Here is a 16,763-nt window from a genome sequence, read left to right on the forward strand (position 1 = left end):
CGGCGAACGGGTTCCGTTTTGCTGTGTGCGGTTCTACAGTCGCCCCGACACGGTTTAGGCTTTCGCCGTGCCGATCTACGCCGCTTACGGATCCAACATGCATCCGGAGCAGATGCTCAAGCGCTGCCCGCACTCGCCGATGGCGGGAACGGGCTGGCTGCAAGGTTGGCGATTGACCTTCAGCGGCGGCGACATCGGCTGGGAAGGCGCGCTGGCCACCGTCGTCGAGGACCCCGACTCCAGCGTCTTCGTGGTGCTCTACGACGTCCCCGACGAGGACGAGATGAGCCTCGACCGGTGGGAGGGCTCCGAGCTCGGCATCCACCGCAAGATCCGGCTCCGCGTCGACACCGACGGCGAACCGGTGCTGGCCTGGCTCTACGTCCTCGACGCCTACGAGGGCGGACTGCCCTCCGCCCGCTACCTCGGCGTGATGGCCGAGGCCGCCGAGATCGCGGGAGCGCCCGCGGAGTACGTCCGCGACCTGCGGACCCGCAACAGCCGCAACGTGGGCCCAGGGACCCCCGGCTACTCCGGTTAGATGACGCCCGCCGCGGCCAGCGGCAGGTTGGCCAGCACCCGGACGCCGACCCCGAGGGCCCGCTCGTCCAGGTCGAAGGTCGGCTGATGGATGTCGAGCTGCGGCCCGACTCCCGACCAGACCCCCAGGCGGGCCATGGCGCCGGGAACCTCCTCGAGGTACCACGAGAAGTCCTCGCCGCCACCCGACTGCGGGGTGTCCGACCTCGCGTCCGGTCCGATCGCGGCGATCGCGCTCTCGAAGATCCGGGTGGAGTCCTCGTCGTTCACCACCGGCGGCACGCCGCGCCGGTAGTTGAGCTGATAGCGCACCCCCGTCGGCGCGAGCAGGCCGTCCACGATCTCGTGGACCATCGGTTCGAGCAGCGCCCAGGTGTCGTGGTCGCCGGTCCGGACGGTCCCGATCAGCCTGCCCGACTGAGGGATCGCGTTCGGAGCCTGACCCGCGGTGACCGCGCCCCACACCATCACGGTGCTGGTGCGCGGATCGATCCGCCTGCTCAGCATTCCCGGCAGTCCGGTGATGACCGTGCCGAGGGCGTACACCAGGTCGGTGGTCAGGTGCGGTCGGGACGTGTGCCCGCCAGGGGAATCGAGGATCAGTTCGACGGTGTCCGCCGCGGAGGTGATCGCACCGAGCCGGACGCCGACGCGGCCCGCTTCCAGCCGCGGGTCACAGTGCAGCGCAAAGATTCTCGACACACCATTGAGAGCTCCGGCGGCCACCGCATCCAGCGCGCCACCGGGCATCACCTCCTCGGCGGGCTGGAAGATCAGCCGCACCCCGACCGGCAGGTCCGGCGCCTGCGCGAGCGCCAGGCCCGCGCCGAGCAGGATGGTGGTGTGGGCGTCGTGGCCGCACGCATGGGAGACCCCGGTTACCGTCGACGCGTAGGGCGCTCCTGTGGCCTCCTGGAGCGGCAGCGCGTCCATGTCTGCCCGAAGCGCGACCCGCGGGCCGTCCGGGCCGATATCGCAGGTCAAACCGGTTCCGCCGGGAAGGATCTCGGGTGCCAGGCCGGCCGCGATCAGGCGGGTCGCGACGAACTCGGTGGTGGCGTACTCGTGCCGGGCGAGCTCCGGGTGCGCGTGGATGTGGCGCCGCCACGACGAGAGATCCGCGGTGTGATCGGCGACCCAGCGGTCGATCCACTCGGTCATCGACTGCCCACCCCCCGCCGCTGAGCGCCCTCGAGCAGGCGCGCCCGCTGTTCGGGGTCGGTCGCCGCACGGATCGCGGTGCCCGCCAGCGCCACCGCGCCGTCGGTGACCGCACGGTCGGCGGACTCGGTCACACACGCCGCGGCGAACGCCGGTTGGTGGGTGGCCGCACCACCCGACTCGATCCCGATCACGGGGTGGATCCCCGGCAACACGTGCGTGACGTTGCCCATATCTGTGCTGCCCAAGGGACGCGATCCTTCCAATGCCGGGGCCAACGGCCTGCGCCCCATCTCCACGATCAGTTCACGATAGGACCGGACCAGCCACGGATCGGGCCGCAGTTCGGTGTAGTTCGGTGAGACGGTACGAATCTCGTGCGTGCACCCGGCCGCAAGAGCGCCTGCCTCGAAGCAGGCCAGCGCCCGGTCCGTCAGTTCGGTGAGCGAGTCCGCGGTCTGCGCCCTCAGGTAGTAGTGCATCTCGGTCCTGGCGGGCACGATATTCGGCGCGATCCCGCCGTCGCTGACGATCCCGTGCATCTGCTGGCCCGCGGACAGGTGCTGACGGAGCAGTCCGAGACCCACCTGCGCGATGGTGGCCGCATCGGCCGCATTGCGCCCGAGCTGCGGCGCGGCCGAGGCGTGCGCCTCGCGGCCGCTGAAGACAACGGCCAGATCGGCCATCGCGAGCGAGGTGGCGCCCGCGATGTCCTCGGAGCCCGGGTGGACCATCATCGCCGCACCGAGGTCGTCGAAAACACCGCGCTCGAGCATCAGCACCTTGCCGCCGCCGCTTTCCTCGGCGGGGGTGCCGAGCACCCGGACGGTGATACCGAGGCGGTCCGCGAGCGGCGCGAGCGCGAGGCCCGCGCCGACCGCAGACGCCGCGATGATGTTGTGCCCGCAGGCGTGTCCGATCTCCGGCAGCGCGTCGTACTCCGCGAGGATCCCGATGACGAGGTCGCCACTGCCGTAGCTCGCGGTGAACGCCGTCGGCAGCTCGGCAACCGGCAACTCGATGTCAAAACCCCGCTGCGAGAGCAGCTCCGCGACCTTTGCGGCGCTGCGATGCTCCTCGAAAGCGAGCTCCGGCTCCGCGTGGATCGAATGCGACAGCGCGACGAGGTCGGACGCCGCTGTCGCGACCGCACCGACCACTTCCGAATTCACGGCTCCAGTATCTCATCCGTGTCCGGCGTCACTCGCCGCTCGAGCCCGATGGCTACCCGAAGCTGAGGTTCGACGGATCCGTCGGCACGGCGAAGGCCTCGATGACCGGCCGGTGGATACCGGACTTGATCCCGGCGAGGTTAGGCCCGTGCAGCGCCGTCGACGCCGCCGCCCGCGCCACCGCTGCGGCCAGCACGCCGTCGCCGTCCGCCGTCTGGTTCACGATCCCGGCAGCAAGCGCGTCCGGTCCGCCGTACCGGCGGCTGGTGGTCATCGCCTCGACGGCGGTCTGGCGGGGCAGGGCGGTCGTCATCAGCGCGTTCATGCCGATGGTGAACGGCATGTTCAGTGCCGCCTCCGGCAGGCTGTAGAAACCCCGGTCCGCGCGCATCACGCGCAGGTCCTGCGAGGTGGCGAGCATGGCGCCCGCCCCGAACGCGTGGCCCTGCACGGCGGCGACCGTGACCATCGGGAAGGCCAGCAGCCGGGTGAACACGGTGTGCACCTCGTCCAGGTACCAGTGCGACTTGTCGAGGTTGCCGAACAGCCAATCGGTGTCGAGACCGTTGCTGTAGAACTTGCCGGTGGCGTAGGTGACCAGGGCAGCGGGGCCCTCGTGGGCCTCGACCTCGTCCAGCTTCGCGTGGATCTCGGTGATCCAGTCCGGATGGAAGCGGTTCTCGCTGTCCGTCTGACCCTCGGCACCGAGGTACAGGATGAATACGTCGCCGTCGCGCTCAAGAAATGGCATATGGGCACAATAGCGGCCATGGACGATTCCGATTTGGCCGCCGACCCGTTCGGCACCGCGGCGCGGGCCGCGAGTGTGCTCGCCGAACGCACCGGTGTACCCGCCCACGACGTGGCGGTGGTGCTCGGCTCCGGTTGGCAGGCCGCAGCGGATGCGTTCGGTGTCCCATCCGCCACGGTGCCAATGGCGGAACTGCCCGGCTTCGCCGCGCCGTCCGCGTCCGGGCACGCCGGGCAGGTGCGCTCGGTGCGCGTCGGAGACACCCGGGTGCTGTTGCTGCTCGGTCGCACCCACGCCTACGAGGGGCACGACCTGACCCGGGTGGTTCACCCGGTCCGGACCGCCTGCGCCGCGGGCGCGGGGACCGTGATCCTGACCAACGCGGCGGGCGGGATCCGGGAGGGCATGAGTGTCGGCACACCGGTCCTGATCTCCGACCATCTGAACCTGACGGCCAGGTCTCCGCTGGTGGGCGCCGAGTTCGTGAACATGGTGGACGCGTACTCCCCCGACCTCCGCGCGCTCGCCCGGCAGATCGACCCGACACTGGCCGAGGGCGTGTACGCGGGCCTGCCGGGACCGCATTACGAGACGCCCGCCGAGATCCGGATGCTGCGGGTGCTCGGCGCCGACCTGGTCGGCATGTCGACCGTGCACGAGGCGATCGCGGTCCGGGCGATCGGCGCGCGGGTGCTGGGGCTGTCGCTGGTGACCAACCTGGCCGCGGGCATCACCGGCGAACCGCTCGACCACTCCGAGGTACTCGCGGCGGGCGCCGCGTCCGCCGCCCGGATCGGCGAGCTGCTCCGCGACCTGGTCGTCCGGCTGTGACGGACGAGACAGTGACCGACGAGAGCGGGACGCCGCTGACCTTCGGCACCGCCGGACTGCGCGGACCGCTGGGTCCTGGGCCGGGCGCGATGAACGTCGACACCGTCGTCCGGACCACCGCCGGGCTGGCGTCCTGGTTGCAGGCCCGCTGCCTCGGCGGGTCCACCGTGGTGGTCGGCCGGGACGCGCGGCACGGTTCGCGGGAGTTCGCCGCCGCGACCGCGGAGGTGCTCGCGGCCGCCGGATTCGACGTGGTGGTGCTGCCACGACCCCTGCCGACACCGGTACTGGCGTTCGCCGTCCGCAGGCTCCGCGCCGCAGCGGGAGTCCAGATCACCGCCTCGCACAATCCCGCGACGGACAACGGCTACAAGGTGTACACGGACGGCGGGGCACAGCTCATCGCGCCCGCCGACCGAGAGATCGAACACGCCATCGCGGCGGTCGGTCCCGCCGCCGCGGTCCCCCGGGCCCCTGCCACTCCCACCGACGACGCGCTGCTCACCGAGTACCTCGCGCGGGTGTCCGCGCTACCGCGCGGGAGCAACCGGGATCTGCGCATCGCACTGACCCCGTTGCACGGCGTCGGCGGGGACACCGCGGTCGCCGCCCTGACCGCGGCGGGCTTCACCGATCTGCACACGGTGACAAGCCAATTCGATCCGGACCCCGACTTCCCCACCGTGCGGTTCCCCAATCCCGAGGAGGACGGCGCCACCGACGCCCTGCTCGAACTCGCCGAGAGCGTCGGCGCCGACCTCGCCATCGCGCTCGACCCGGACGCGGATCGGTGCGCGGTCGGCGTCCCCGGACCCGACGGGTGGCGGATGCTGCGCGGCGACGAGACCGGCGTCCTGCTCGGCGACCACGTGCTGGCCACCGTAGGACCGGATCCGCTCGTCGCGACCACGATCGTGTCCTCGCAGCTGCTCGCGAAGGTGGCGGCGGCAAGGGGCGCCCGGTTCGCCGAGACGCTCACCGGCTTCAAGTGGCTTGTCCGGGCAGGCGCGGGCCTGGCCTACGCCTACGAGGAGGCGCTCGGGCACTGCGTCGACCCCGAGGCGGTCCGCGACAAGGACGGCATCTCCGCGGCAGTGCTGGTTGCCGACCTGACGGCGGGGCTCAAGGCACGGGGCCGGTCCCTGACGGACGTCCTCGAGGGCTACGCGGTCGAGTTCGGGGTGCACGCGGGCGACCAGGTGTCGCGGCGGGTCGGACACCAGGGCGAGCTCGCGGACCTGATGACCCGACTGCGTGCCGACCTGCCTCGGTCGCTGGCAGGCGACGAGGTCACCGCCGAGGACCTGCTGGACAGGCGCGGCGCGCTGCGCGCAGACGCGGTCGTGCTGCGCGGCGAACGCACCCGAATGGTGGTGCGGCCGTCAGGAACCGAGCCCAAGCTCAAGTGCTACCTCGAGGTCATCGTGGACGTCGACGACCGCTCCGACCTGGACCGGGCGCGGGCCGAGGCCGAGAGCCGACTGCGCGAGCTGCGCGCCTACGCGCGCGAACTGTGACGCTCAAATCCAGCGCGGGCCGAACTGCCTGTCCCCCGCGTCGCCCAGACCCGGGACGATGTACGCGTCGTCGTTGAGCCCCTCGTCGATGCTCGCGGTGACCAACCGGACCGGGAACCCCGAGTCCTTCAGTGCCGCGACGCCTTCCGGGGCGGCGACGACGCACACCGCGGTGATGTCCACCGCTCCCCTGGTGACGAGGAGTTCGATGGTGCGCACCATCGAACCGCCGGTGGCGAGCATCGGGTCGAGCACGTACACCGGGATCCCGGACAGGTCATCGGGCAGCGATTCGAGGTACGGGACCGGCTGATGGGTCTGCTCGTCGCGGGCCATGCCGACGAAGCCCACCTGTGACTGCGGGATCAACGAACTCGCCTGCTCGACCATGCCGAGCCCGGCACGCAGCACCGGCACCAGCAACGGCGGCGTGGCCAGCCGGACCCCGCGGGCGGGTGCCACGGGGGTCTGCACCTCGAACACCTCGATCTCGGCGTCGCGGATGGCCTCGTAGATGAGCATCTGGGTCAGCTCGCGCAGCGCGGAGCGGAAGGTCGGGTTGTCCGTGCCCGCGTCGCGCATCGTGGTCAGCAGCGAGGCGGCGAGCGGGTGATCAACCACATGGGTGTCCATGACGAGAAGAATATGCGGGGAATTCGGGTCGATGGAACCGGAAGGGCGGCGGCGGCGTCCAACCATGTAACGCACAGTTCTGACCCCGGGGGAACGACATGAGTGAATTTTCGGCCGTGACCGAGGGCATCCGCGCCTACGGCGCGACGGCCTCGTCGATGGCGGCGCAGGTCGAGACCGCCGCGATCGGGACGGCGGCGGCGGGCCCCGTCCTGCTCGGACCCGCCTTCGGTCTGATCGGCGGCGATTTCGTCGCCGCCTTCGCGGCGGCGCACGGCGGCCACGCGGCCGCGCTGACCGACCTCGCGCGGACGCTGGGCAGCATGAGCGAGGCCGCGCACGCCTCGGCCGCGGCGTACGACTCCGCGGACCTGGGCGCGGCCACCGGACTCAGCTCCACGGGCAACGGACTGGAGGCCTGAGCATGATCGGGATCGACCTCCTCGCCCGCCCCATCATCGAACTCGTGGAGACCTTCGGCAGCGGGGTGATGCCGTCCGGCGGACCGGCCGATGCCATGAAGATCGCCTCGATCGCGCTGGACTCCGCATACGCGGTCGGCAAACTCGGCATCGCCGAACTCGGTGGCGTGTGGACCGGTGTCGCGTCCGATGCCGCCGTGGCGAAGGCCGACCGGGCCCAGGCCCAGCAGGTCCAGCTCTCCGATCGGGGCAACGAGATCGCCGGGGTCCTCACCGTCGCCTCCCGCGACGTGAACACCGGGATGGTCGAGCTCGAGGGCATCCTGCAGTCGTTCATCTCGGTCGCCGTCGCGGCCGGCCCCACGCTCACCACCCCGCCCGGTCAGATCATGATCATCGCCGCCGCGATCGATCACCTCTCCCGTGGGCTGACGGTCGTCGCCCGGGTCCGCGCCGAGCTGACCGCGCACACCGCGAAGATGACGGCGCTGACCGCGCCCGAGCAGTCCACGGACCCCGCGGACCCCGGTGCGGCACAGGCACCGATCCGCCCCACGGCATCCGCAGGCGCCACCACCACTCCCGCGTCCTCGCTGCAGCAGCGCGGCGACGCGTTCAGCGGCTTCGGCAACAGCTTCGGCAACGCCGCCTCGTCCGCTCCGAGCAACGCCTACTCCGGCTTCAGCGGCGCGATGGGCCAGACCGGACGCGGGCTCGGCGGCGGCAGCCCGCTCGGGCGGGGCTCGGGCACCGCTCCCCCCGAGATCGGCAAGGCCCCCACCCGCCAGCGAACCGGCAGCAGCTCGGACTCGCTCGGTAGCAGCGATGGCGTCGAGATCTTCCTGCCCGACGGCAGCACCGCGATGGCTCCGAACCGGGAGGCCGCCGACGCGGTCCGCAACGCGCTCAGCCAGCAGGGCGTGCCCTACGAGTGGGGTGGTACCACTCCAGGGCAGGGCCTGGATTGCTCGGGGCTCACCCAGTGGGCGTACGGCGAGGCAGGCGTGGAGATCCCCCGGCTCGCCCAGGAGCAGAACGTCGGCGTCCCGGTGAGCCAGTCCGACCTGCAGCCCGGTGACCTCGCCGTCTGGGACGGCCACGTCGCGATGGTGATCGGAAACGGTCAGATGGTCGAGGCAGGGGATCCGGTGCAGGTGAGCTCGGTCCGCACCGAGAACATCGGCATGGGCTTCCACGGCTTCTACAGGCCGACCGAATGAGCGCCGACGACGTCGCGGTGGCGACGGTGGGAAACCGCGCGGGAACCGTCACCGTGCGCGCCACCGATCAGGGTCTGCCCCTGGCGATCAACATCGACCAGCGCGAACTCCGTTATGGCGGAACGCAACTGGCCGCCTCGGTCCTCGAGGTGTGCAAGCGTGCCGCAGCGGAGGCGAAGGTCCGCAGGCGTGCCGACCTGACCGAGCAGGGCGTGCCATCCGAGGTGCTCGACGCGCTCGGCCTGCCCACCAGGAACGAGTTGGCCGCCGCCGCGTACCCGGAGGACGAGGAAGAGTCCGCCCCCACCAGCTGGATGCGGCAACTGTGAGCGAACGAAGGACGGTGACGCCGTGAACAGCGGACACCAGATGGACCTCGTGGTCGAGCGTGCCACCGGCCTGGCAAACAGCCTCGAGGACGCGCTGCACGACCTCACCCGCGCGCGGGCCCGGGTGACCCACGAATCGGGACTGGTGAGCGTCGAGGTCGATGAGAACGGCGGGATGAGCGGCCTCTGGATCTCCGAGTCGATCGCCCATGTCGACTCCCGCGAGCTCGCGGCGATGATCACCGCCACCGCGGCCAGGGCAGCCCAGATGGTGGCCGACCGCCGGGAACGGATACTGGCGTCGCTGCAGGCCGCGTTCACCGACTAGGCTGCCAGCCATGGCAGGAGACATCGTCCCGATCCAGCTCGGTCTCACCGATGGTGACCTCGTCACGTTGTGGGCTCCCCGGTGGCGCGAGGGGGACGACGAGTGGGAGGCGTTCCTCGGTCACGACGAGGACCTCTACGCCTTCGAGTCGGTCGCCGAACTGGCCGCGTTCACGCGCACCAACTCGGACAACGACCTGGTCGAGCACCCGTCCTGGTCGACGTTGTCGGCATTGGGGGCCTCCGAGCTTGAACCCGACGAGACGCACGTCTACGACCTGGTCGGCGTGCCCGAGCTCGCCGCGGGGGATCCGGACGCCCTCACCATCGCCGAACTCGAGGAGACCCTCGAGATGGTGCGCACCATCGGCGAGGTGTGCGAGCTCGACGCCGTCACCAAGTTCTTCGGCGGCCATCCCGTCCTCGGGGCACTGCCCGGCGGGGTGAACGCCTTCGCGGGCCGCGACGGCGAGGAGCTGTGGATCCAGATCGGCACCGCGGTCGCCGGCGGTTGGGACGACGTGCTCGACGCGATCGACGCGATCGTCGCGACCCCCGAGGTCGACCAGGCCGCCGTCGCCGTTGCCGAGGCCGAAATCCTTGCCGCCGAGGAGAACATCGTCGACGCGGAGGACGCCGCGGAGGAATCCGACGAGGACGACGACCTCGAGTTCATGACGGTCGACCTCGACGACGACACCGTCGACCCGATCGCCCTGGCCGCGGAGGACGAATCGTTCTGGGGGTCCGTCGGCATCGATCCGATCAAGATCATCACCTCGGGCGCCGAGTACTACACGCTGCGGTGCTACCTCGACGACGATCCGATCTTCCTTGGCAGGTCGGGCCGGATCCTGGTCTTCACCTCGGAGCGCGCGCTGGCCCGCTACCTGGCCGACAACCACGACCACGACCTCGCACAGGTGAGCACCTACTCGGACGTGCAGACGGCGGCGGTCGACGGCGCGCTCGAGATCGAGGTCACCGACGAGAACGTCTACGTGTTGCCGGGCCTCGCGGACGATCTCGCGCAGGGACCCAAGTCGGTCGACGCGGACCAGCTCGACCTGGCGGTCGAGTTGTTCACCGATGCAGCCGATTACGCGGACGACGACTCCACCGAGCAGGCCCTCGCCGCCTCCACCCCGCTCGGCTGGTACGTCTCCTACACGCTCAACCCCGACCCCACCCGAATGGCACCGAACCCGCCGTTCGACGCCGAGTCGGAGGCCTGGCGGGTGCTCGAGCGCGAGTTCGAGGCGCGCCTGCGGGTCGAGTGATCGGCTAGCCGATCAGCACCGCGTAGCCGGGCTTGACCACCTCGTCGATCAGGCGCAGCCGCTCGGGGAACGGGATGAACGCGGACTTCATCGCGTTGATCGTGAACCGCTCCAGGTCGCTCCAGCCGTAGCCGAACGTCGTGACCAGCTTCAGCATCTCCTCGCTCATGCTGGTCGCGCTCATCAGCCGGTTGTCGGTGTTGACCGTGACGCGGAAGCGCTCCCTCGCCAGCAGGTCGAAGGGGTGCTTCTCCAGGCTCTCCACCGCACCGGTCTGCACGTTCGAACTCGGGCACAGCTCCAGTGGGATGCGCTTGTCCCGCACGTAGTTCGCAAGCCGGCCGAGGCTCGCGGTGCCGTCCGAGGCCACGGTGATGTCGTCCGTGATCCGCACCCCGTGGCCGAGCCGATCCGCGCCACAGAACGCGATGGCCTCGTGGATGGACGGCAGCCCGAACGCCTCGCCCGCGTGGATGGTGAAGTGCGCGTTGCTGGTCCGCATGTACTCGAAGGCGTCGAGGTGCCTGCTCGGCGGATGCCCGGCCTCGGCGCCCGCGATGTCGAATCCGACCACCCCGCGATCCCGGAACCGCACGGCCAGTTCCGCGATCTCCCGCGACCTCGCGGCGTGCCGCATGGCGGTGAGCAGGCAGCCGATCCGGAGCTCGCGTCCGAGTTCGCGTGCCGCGGCCACACCCTCCTCGAACCCGAGCAGCGTGTGGTGCACCACCTCATCGAGGCTCAGCCCCGCCTCCAGGTGCTGCTCCGGGGCGAACCTCACCTCGGCGTAGACCACGGAGTCCGCGGCCAGGTCCTCGGCACACTCCCTGGCGACCCGGGCCAGCCCCTCGGGGGTCTGCATCACCGCGACCGTGTGCTCGAAGGTCTCCAGATAGCGCACTAGGGAACCGCTGCCCGCGGCCTCGGCGAACCACTGCGCCAGCGAGTCGGCGTCGGCGGCGGGCAGGGCGTCGTAGCCGACCTGCTGGGCCAGCTCGAGCACGGTCGCCGGCCGCAGTCCCCCGTCGAGGTGATCGTGCAGGAGGGCCTTGGGCGCGGTCCTGATGTGTGCGAGATCGAGCGGTGTCGGGCTCATGCTCCGACGCTAGACCCGCTCAGGCCGATCCGCTCGAAGACCAGTGGCGTCGACGGCGGCGTGTCGCCGACGCTCCACGCGCCCGCCAGCGCGGCCAGCGCAGGCTCGAACAGGCGAGGCGTATCGCTGTACAGCGTGAACAGCGGCTGACCAGCGGCGACGGTCTCACCGGGTTTGGCGTGCCAGCGCACCCCCGCACCGGCCTGAACGCTCTGCCCCTGACGCTCGCGGCCCGCGCCGAGCCGCCAGGCCGCGACACCGACGGCCATGGCGTCGAGCCGGGTCAGCACGCCGGACTCGGTCGCCCGCACGACCTCGTGATGGCGGGCGGTCGGCAGGGCGGCGTGTGGGTCCCCTCCCTGTGCGCGGACCATCGACCGCCAGCGATCCATCGCCCGACCGTCGCGCAGCGCCCGCTCCGGGTCGATCCCGTCGATGCCCGCCGCCGCGAGCATCTCCCTGGCCAACGTCAGCGTCAGTTCCACGACATCGGCAGGCCCGCCGCCCGCGAGCACCTCCAGCGACTCCGCCACCTCGAGGGCGTTGCCCGCGGTGTTGCCGAGCGGGCTGTCCATCGCGGTCAGCAGGGCGACCGTGCGGACCCCGGCGTCCGCGCCGAGATCGACCATGGTGGACGCCAATTCGCGCGCGTCGTCGAGGTTCTTCATGAAGGCACCGGAGCCGACCTTCACATCTAGAACCAGCGCCCCTGTCCCCTCCGCGATCTTCTTGCTCATGATCGAGCTGGCGATCAGCGGGATGGATTCGACGGTGCCGGTCACATCGCGCAGCGCGTAGAGCTTCCGGTCGGCGGGCGCCAGACCCGAGCCCGCGGCACACACAACCGCGCCGACCTCGGGGTCCGCCAGGATCGAGTGGATCTCCTCGGCCCCGAGGTCGGCGCGCCAGCCCGGAATCGACTCGAGCTTGTCGAGGGTGCCCCCGGTGTGGCCGAGGCCGCGCCCGGACAGTTGCGGGACCGCCGCGCCGCAGGCCGCCACCAACGGGGCGAGCGGCAGGGTGATCTTGTCGCCGACACCGCCGGTCGAGTGCTTGTCCACCGTCGGCCTGCGCAGGCGCGAGAAGTCCATCCGGCCGCCCGAGGCGACCATCGCGTCCGTCCATGCGGCGGTTTCCGCCCTGGTGAGTCCGCGGAAGACGATCGCCATGGCCAGCGCGGCCATCTGCTCGTCCGCGACCTCGCCCCTGGTGTACGCGTCGATCACCCAGTGGATCTGCGCCGCGCTGAGCTCACAGCCATCCCGCTTGGCCGTGATGACGGAGACGGGATCGGTCATCCCCTCGCCCCCCAATCCTGCCGCACCCGGTCCAGGTCCTGCGGCCCGAACGCCGCAGGTAGGAGCTCCGCGAGCGGCACGGGTCCGCCGGGAGCGTCGACCAGGAGGTCGCCACCGCCGTGCTCGAGCAGCAGTTGTCTGCACCGCCCGCACGGCATCAGCGTCTGACCGCTGCTGTCCCGGCAACTGAAGGCGACGAGGGTGCCGCCGCCCGAGGAGTGCAAGTTACTGACCAGTCCACATTCGGCGCAGAGGCCGAGTCCGTATGAGACATTTTCCACATTGCATCCGACGACGATTCGTCCATCGTCAACCAGCGCCGCCGCACCGACCGGGAACCCGGAGTACGGCGCGTAGGCGGATCTCATGGCGCGATCAGCATTGTCGCGCAACGTTTTCCAATCAATTTCGGCCACGGTGAGCCATCCTGACACGCCCACTGAATGGATGCAGAAGATCCCCAGAACGGCACCTCGGGCCATTGGGCAGGCAAACCTAAGAATGTCGGCAGCCGTTCGTACGAACCACCTGTCGAATTAGTTCCCACATTCGCCGAGGATTACAGTTCAGGCAGTCGGTTCAGGTACACGTCGCGCCAAGGCTGAAAACTCCAGGGTCGTCCCAGATGAAACAGCCAAACGGGGGTGCGACACGTCCACCAAAGACGTTGGAGGCACAGCACTCGATGAGTAGCACGACTGAAGCCGCTCCAGTCAAGGAGCGCACACGGTCGCTATACCGGGGCGATCCCGGCATGTGGTCCTGGGTACTACACCGGATCACCGGAGTCGCGACATTCTTCTTTCTCTTCGTCCATGTTCTCGACACCGCGCTGGTGCGAGTCAACCCGGACACCTACGACAAGGTCATCGAGACCTACAAGAACCCGCTCGTCGGGCTCATGGAGCTCGCCCTGGTCGCGATGGTCCTCTACCACGCACTCAACGGCGTCCGCGTGATGCTCGTGGACTTCTGGTCGAAGGGTCCGCAGTACCAGCGCCCGATGCTCTGGATCATCATCGCGATCTGGTTCGTCGTGATGATTCCCGGCGCCGGTCGCATCTTCTACAACATGTTTGCGGGGCACTGACATGACTGAAGCCAAGACTCTCGGCACGTCCTACGACCGTCCCGCCAGCCTGGAGAACCCGCGTTCGCCGCGCCGCGTCGCCAAGAACAACTTCGAGCTCTACGCCTGGCTGTTCATGCGCCTGTCCGGACTCGCGCTGATCGTGCTGGTCCTGGGCCACCTGTTCATCATGCTGATGGTGGACAACGGCGTGCACCGCATCAACTTCGCGTTCGTCGCGGGTCGCTGGTCCAGCCCGTTCTGGCAGATGTGGGACCTCACCATGCTCTGGCTCGCCCAGCTGCATGGCGGCAACGGCCTGCGCACCGTGATCGCGGACTACTCGCGCAAGGATTCGACGCGCTTCTGGCTCAACACGGTTCTCGTGGTGTCGATGATCCTGATCATGGGACTGGGCAGCTACGTCATCTTCACCTTCGACCCCAATATCGTCGCGAGCTAGGGGAGCAGAAACTTCATGCTGGAACATCGTTATGACGTGGTCATCGTCGGTGCCGGCGGCGCAGGCATGCGCGCCGCCATCGAGGCCGGTCCTCGGGTGCGCACCGCGGTCCTGACCAAGCTCTACCCCACCCGCAGCCACACCGGCGCGGCCCAGGGCGGCATGTGCGCCGCGCTGGCGAACGTGGAGGAAGACAACTGGGAGTGGCACACCTTCGACACCGTCAAGGGCGGCGACTACCTCGCCGACCAGGACGCGGTCGAGATCATGGCCAAGGAAGCCATCGACGCGGTCCTCGACCTCGAGAAGATGGGTCTGCCGTTCAACCGGACCCCCGAGGGCAAGATCGACCAGCGCCGCTTCGGTGGGCACACCCGTGACCACGGCAAGGCGCCCGTGCGCCGTGCGTGTTACGCCGCGGACCGCACCGGCCACATGATCCTGCAGACGCTCTACCAGAACTGCGTCAAGCACGACGTCGAGTTCTTCAACGAGTTCTACGCGCTCGACATCGCACTGACGGAGACCGAGGAGGGCCCCGTCGCGACGGGTGTCATCGCCTACGAGCTCTCCACCGGCGAGATCCACGTCTTCCACGCCAAGTCCATCGTGTTCGCCACCGGCGGCTCGGGACGGATGTACAAGACCACCTCCAACGCCCACACCCTCACCGGTGACGGCATGGGCATCATCTTCCGCAAGGGCCTGCCCCTGGAGGACATGGAGTTCCACCAGTTCCATCCGACAGGCCTCGCGGGCCTGGGCATCCTGATCTCGGAGGCCGTCCGAGGCGAGGGTGGCATCCTCCGCAACGCGGAGGGTGAGCGCTTCATGGAGCGCTACGCCCCCACCATCAAGGACCTCGCGCCCCGCGACATCGTGGCCCGTTCCATGGTGCTCGAGGTGCTCGAGGGCCGCGGCGCAGGCCCGAACAAGGACTACGTCTACATCGACGTGACCCACCTCGGCGAGGAGGTGCTCGAGGAGAAGCTCCCCGACATCACCGAGTTCGCCCGCACCTACCTGGGCGTCGACCCGGTCACCGAGCTGGTGCCCGTGTACCCGACCTGCCACTACGTGATGGGCGGCATCCCCACCAAGATCCGTGGTGAGGTGCTGCGCAACAACGACGACATCGTTCCCGGCCTGTACGCCGCGGGCGAGTGCGCCTGCGTCTCCGTGCACGGCGCGAACCGTCTCGGCACCAACTCGCTGCTCGACATCAACGTGTTCGGCCGTCGCGCCGGCATCGCGGCCGCCGAGCACGCCGAGAACACCGACTTCGTGCCGCTGCCGGAGAACCCGGCGAAGATGGTCGAGGAGTGGCTCGCGGTCATCCTCTCCGACCACGGCAGCGAGCGGGTCGCGGACATCCGCACCGAGCTCCAGCAGACCATGGACAACAACGCGTCCGTGTTCCGCACCGAGACCACGCTGAGCAACGCGCTCAAGGACGTCCGCGCCCTCAAGGAGCGGTACAACCACATCACCGTGCAGGACAAGGGCAAGCGCTACAACAGCGACCTGCTCGAAGCCGTCGAGCTCGGCTTCCTGCTGGAGATGGCGGAGGTGACCGTCGTCGGCGCGCTCAACCGCAAGGAGTCCCGCGGCGGCCACGCGCGCGAGGACTACCCGGACCGCAACGACGCCGAGTACATGCAGCACACCATGGCCTACAAGGAAGGCGACGGTCTGCTCTCCGACATCCGTCTCGACTACAAGCCGGTAGTCATGACCCGCTACGAGCCGATGGAGCGTAAGTACTGATGTCCGCACCCGTTGTAGACAAGGACGCCCCCGCGCTGCCTCCCGTTCCCGAGGGCGCCGTGATGGTGACCCTCAAGATCGCCCGCTTCAACCCCGAGGACGGCGAGGGCCAGCACTGGGACAGCTTCCAGGTCCCGACCCTGCCCACCGACCGCCTGCTGAACCTGCTGCTCTACGTGAAGGGCTACCTGGACGGCACGCTGACGTTCCGTCGCTCCTGCGCGCACGGCGTCTGCGGTTCCGATGCCATGCGCATCAACGGCGTGAACCGGCTCGCCTGCAAGGTCCTGATGCGCGACATGCTGCCGAAGGACCCGAGCAAGACCCTCACCATCACGGTCGAGCCCATCAAGGGCCTGCCGGTGGAGAAGGACCTGCTCGTGGACATGGAGCCCTTCTTCGACGCGTTCCGCGCCGTGAAGCCGTTCCTCATGACCACCGGCAACGAGCCGACCCGCGAGCGCATCCAGTCGCAGGCCGACCGCGCGCGCTTCGATGACACCACCAAGTGCATCCTCTGCGCGTGCTGCACCACCTCGTGCCCGGTGTACTGGAGCGACGGCAGCTACTTCGGCCCCGCCGCGATCGTCAACGCGCACCGGTTCATCTTCGACAGCCGCGACGAGGGTGCCTCGGAGCGTCTGGACATCCTGAACGACAAGGACGGCGTGTGGCGCTGCCGCACCACCTTCAACTGCACCGACGCGTGCCCTCGCGGCATCCAGGTGACGAAGGCGATCCAGGAAGTCAAGCGCGCGCTGCTGTTCGCGCGGTAGCGAAGCGGCTAGCGCGACCTACCGATACAGCGCGCGGTAGCGAAGCGGCTGGCGCGACCTACCGATACAGCGCGCGGTAGAGGATTCAGCACAAGAGGCGCGGTTCCCGGC

19 protein-coding genes are annotated in these 16,763 nt (G+C 69.5%); 12 read left to right on the forward strand and 7 right to left on the reverse strand.

Features of this window, described 5'->3' with window-relative positions; genetic code table 11:
• The first annotated feature begins 67 nt into the window (after nucleotides 1-67).
• On the forward strand, nucleotides 68-541 hold the full coding sequence (locus ACWFRB_RS12120; protein WP_452641252.1) for a gamma-glutamylcyclotransferase: 474 nt from the start codon (nucleotides 68-70) through the stop codon (nucleotides 539-541).
• Here ACWFRB_RS12120 and ACWFRB_RS12125 read toward each other — a convergent pair.
• From ACWFRB_RS12125 to ACWFRB_RS12135, 3 genes are read right to left on the reverse strand one after another with little or no spacing between them, the layout of a single operon-like run.
• On the reverse strand, nucleotides 538-1,701 hold the full coding sequence (locus ACWFRB_RS12125; RefSeq protein ID WP_452641253.1) for a M20 family metallopeptidase: 1,164 nt from the start codon (nucleotides 1,699-1,701) through the stop codon (nucleotides 538-540). The two genes, ACWFRB_RS12120 and ACWFRB_RS12125, sit on opposite strands and share 4 nt — an antisense overlap.
• A complete protein-coding gene (locus tag ACWFRB_RS12130) occupies nucleotides 1,698-2,873 on the reverse strand; it encodes a M20 family metallopeptidase (RefSeq protein WP_452641255.1) in 1,176 nt (391 codons plus the stop codon). The genes ACWFRB_RS12125 and ACWFRB_RS12130 overlap by 4 nt, the downstream gene beginning before the upstream one ends.
• A 52-nt stretch (nucleotides 2,874-2,925) precedes the next feature.
• Entirely contained in the window at nucleotides 2,926-3,624 is a 699-nt protein-coding gene (locus ACWFRB_RS12135) for an enoyl-CoA hydratase/isomerase family protein (protein WP_452641256.1), read from the reverse strand.
• 18 nt (nucleotides 3,625-3,642) lie between these two features.
• Here ACWFRB_RS12135 and ACWFRB_RS12140 point away from each other — a divergent pair, with 18 nt between their 5' ends.
• Together ACWFRB_RS12140 and ACWFRB_RS12145 are read left to right on the forward strand one after the other, a co-directional pair.
• Complete coding sequence (locus tag ACWFRB_RS12140) at nucleotides 3,643-4,455, forward strand: purine-nucleoside phosphorylase (RefSeq protein WP_452641258.1); 813 nt, start codon at nucleotides 3,643-3,645, stop codon at nucleotides 4,453-4,455.
• An 11-nt stretch (nucleotides 4,456-4,466) separates the two neighbouring features.
• Entirely contained in the window at nucleotides 4,467-5,972 is a 1,506-nt protein-coding gene (locus ACWFRB_RS12145; RefSeq protein ID WP_452641260.1) for a phospho-sugar mutase, read from the forward strand.
• A gap of 3 nt (nucleotides 5,973-5,975) precedes the next feature.
• On the opposite strand, the gene upp is transcribed toward ACWFRB_RS12145, so the two are convergent.
• Nucleotides 5,976-6,605: a uracil phosphoribosyltransferase gene (gene upp, locus ACWFRB_RS12150; RefSeq protein WP_077040959.1), complete on the reverse strand. Its 630-nt coding sequence runs from the start codon at nucleotides 6,603-6,605 to the stop codon at nucleotides 5,976-5,978.
• A 98-nt stretch (nucleotides 6,606-6,703) separates the two neighbouring features.
• On the opposite strand from upp, the gene ACWFRB_RS12155 reads away from it, so the two are divergent.
• From ACWFRB_RS12155 to ACWFRB_RS12175, 5 genes are read left to right on the forward strand one after another with little or no spacing between them, the layout of a single operon-like run.
• Entirely contained in the window at nucleotides 6,704-7,027 is a 324-nt protein-coding gene (locus tag ACWFRB_RS12155; RefSeq protein ID WP_452641262.1) for a type VII secretion target, read from the forward strand.
• 2 nt (nucleotides 7,028-7,029) lie between these two features.
• Nucleotides 7,030-8,247: an NlpC/P60 family protein gene (locus ACWFRB_RS12160; protein ID WP_452641264.1), complete on the forward strand. Its 1,218-nt coding sequence runs from the start codon at nucleotides 7,030-7,032 to the stop codon at nucleotides 8,245-8,247.
• Nucleotides 8,244-8,576: a hypothetical protein gene (locus tag ACWFRB_RS12165; protein WP_452641265.1), complete on the forward strand. Its 333-nt coding sequence runs from the start codon at nucleotides 8,244-8,246 to the stop codon at nucleotides 8,574-8,576. Before ACWFRB_RS12160 ends, ACWFRB_RS12165 begins: the two co-directional genes overlap by 4 nt.
• Nucleotides 8,577-8,598: 22 nt before the next feature.
• On the forward strand, nucleotides 8,599-8,904 hold the full coding sequence (locus ACWFRB_RS12170) for a YbaB/EbfC family nucleoid-associated protein (RefSeq protein WP_452641267.1): 306 nt from the start codon (nucleotides 8,599-8,601) through the stop codon (nucleotides 8,902-8,904).
• Between the two features lie 10 nt (nucleotides 8,905-8,914).
• A complete protein-coding gene (locus tag ACWFRB_RS12175; protein WP_452641268.1) occupies nucleotides 8,915-10,183 on the forward strand; it encodes a primosomal protein in 1,269 nt (422 codons plus the stop codon).
• Nucleotides 10,184-10,187: 4 nt separating this feature from the next.
• Here ACWFRB_RS12175 and ACWFRB_RS12180 read toward each other — a convergent pair whose 3' ends face one another.
• From ACWFRB_RS12180 to ACWFRB_RS12190, 3 genes are read right to left on the reverse strand one after another with little or no spacing between them, the layout of a single operon-like run.
• Complete coding sequence (locus tag ACWFRB_RS12180) at nucleotides 10,188-11,279, reverse strand: adenosine deaminase (protein WP_452641270.1); 1,092 nt, start codon at nucleotides 11,277-11,279, stop codon at nucleotides 10,188-10,190.
• Nucleotides 11,276-12,577 (reverse strand): thymidine phosphorylase, encoded by a 1,302-nt coding sequence (locus ACWFRB_RS12185; protein WP_452641271.1) that lies wholly within the window; start codon nucleotides 12,575-12,577, stop codon nucleotides 11,276-11,278. Before ACWFRB_RS12185 ends, ACWFRB_RS12180 begins: the two co-directional genes overlap by 4 nt.
• Complete coding sequence (locus ACWFRB_RS12190) at nucleotides 12,574-12,993, reverse strand: cytidine deaminase (protein WP_452641272.1); 420 nt, start codon at nucleotides 12,991-12,993, stop codon at nucleotides 12,574-12,576. The genes ACWFRB_RS12185 and ACWFRB_RS12190 overlap by 4 nt, the downstream gene beginning before the upstream one ends.
• 269 nt (nucleotides 12,994-13,262) lie before the next feature.
• Between ACWFRB_RS12190 and sdhC the strand changes: the two genes are divergently transcribed.
• The 4 genes from sdhC to ACWFRB_RS12210 are packed head-to-tail and all read left to right on the forward strand — an operon-like array spanning nucleotide 13,263 to nucleotide 16,652.
• A complete protein-coding gene (sdhC, locus tag ACWFRB_RS12195; RefSeq protein WP_452641273.1) occupies nucleotides 13,263-13,667 on the forward strand; it encodes a succinate dehydrogenase, cytochrome b556 subunit in 405 nt (134 codons plus the stop codon).
• A gap of 1 nt (nucleotide 13,668) precedes the next feature.
• A complete protein-coding gene (locus ACWFRB_RS12200) occupies nucleotides 13,669-14,109 on the forward strand; it encodes a succinate dehydrogenase hydrophobic membrane anchor subunit (RefSeq protein ID WP_452641275.1) in 441 nt (146 codons plus the stop codon).
• 15 nt (nucleotides 14,110-14,124) lie between these two features.
• Nucleotides 14,125-15,876 (forward strand): succinate dehydrogenase flavoprotein subunit, encoded by a 1,752-nt coding sequence (gene sdhA / locus ACWFRB_RS12205; protein WP_452641277.1) that lies wholly within the window; start codon nucleotides 14,125-14,127, stop codon nucleotides 15,874-15,876.
• Complete coding sequence (locus ACWFRB_RS12210; RefSeq protein ID WP_077040951.1) at nucleotides 15,876-16,652, forward strand: succinate dehydrogenase iron-sulfur subunit; 777 nt, start codon at nucleotides 15,876-15,878, stop codon at nucleotides 16,650-16,652. Before sdhA ends, ACWFRB_RS12210 begins: the two co-directional genes overlap by 1 nt.
• Nucleotides 16,653-16,763 lie beyond the last annotated feature (111 nt).

This window comes from Rhodococcus sp. NPDC055112 (assembly GCF_053607505.1).

Excerpts from the sequence above, each read along its gene's own strand:
- ACWFRB_RS12125 (WP_452641253.1), bottom strand. The coding sequence starts at position 1,701 with ATGACCGAGTGGATCGACCGCTGGGTCGCCGATCACACCGCGGATCTC.
- ACWFRB_RS12135 (WP_452641256.1), bottom strand. The coding sequence starts at position 3,624 with ATGCCATTTCTTGAGCGCGACGGCGACGTATTCATCCTGTACCTCGGT.
- ACWFRB_RS12140 (WP_452641258.1), top strand. The coding sequence starts at position 3,643 with ATGGACGATTCCGATTTGGCCGCCGACCCGTTCGGCACCGCGGCGCGG.
- upp (WP_077040959.1), bottom strand. The coding sequence starts at position 6,605 with ATGGACACCCATGTGGTTGATCACCCGCTCGCCGCCTCGCTGCTGACC.
- ACWFRB_RS12155 (WP_452641262.1), top strand. The coding sequence starts at position 6,704 with ATGAGTGAATTTTCGGCCGTGACCGAGGGCATCCGCGCCTACGGCGCG.
- ACWFRB_RS12160 (WP_452641264.1), top strand. The coding sequence starts at position 7,030 with ATGATCGGGATCGACCTCCTCGCCCGCCCCATCATCGAACTCGTGGAG.
- ACWFRB_RS12165 (WP_452641265.1), top strand. The coding sequence starts at position 8,244 with ATGAGCGCCGACGACGTCGCGGTGGCGACGGTGGGAAACCGCGCGGGA.
- ACWFRB_RS12175 (WP_452641268.1), top strand. The coding sequence starts at position 8,915 with ATGGCAGGAGACATCGTCCCGATCCAGCTCGGTCTCACCGATGGTGAC.
- ACWFRB_RS12180 (WP_452641270.1), bottom strand. The coding sequence starts at position 11,279 with ATGAGCCCGACACCGCTCGATCTCGCACACATCAGGACCGCGCCCAAG.
- ACWFRB_RS12185 (WP_452641271.1), bottom strand. The coding sequence starts at position 12,577 with ATGACCGATCCCGTCTCCGTCATCACGGCCAAGCGGGATGGCTGTGAG.
- sdhC (WP_452641273.1), top strand. The coding sequence starts at position 13,263 with ATGAGTAGCACGACTGAAGCCGCTCCAGTCAAGGAGCGCACACGGTCG.
- ACWFRB_RS12200 (WP_452641275.1), top strand. The coding sequence starts at position 13,669 with ATGACTGAAGCCAAGACTCTCGGCACGTCCTACGACCGTCCCGCCAGC.
- sdhA (WP_452641277.1), top strand. The coding sequence starts at position 14,125 with ATGCTGGAACATCGTTATGACGTGGTCATCGTCGGTGCCGGCGGCGCA.
- ACWFRB_RS12210 (WP_077040951.1), top strand. The coding sequence starts at position 15,876 with ATGTCCGCACCCGTTGTAGACAAGGACGCCCCCGCGCTGCCTCCCGTT.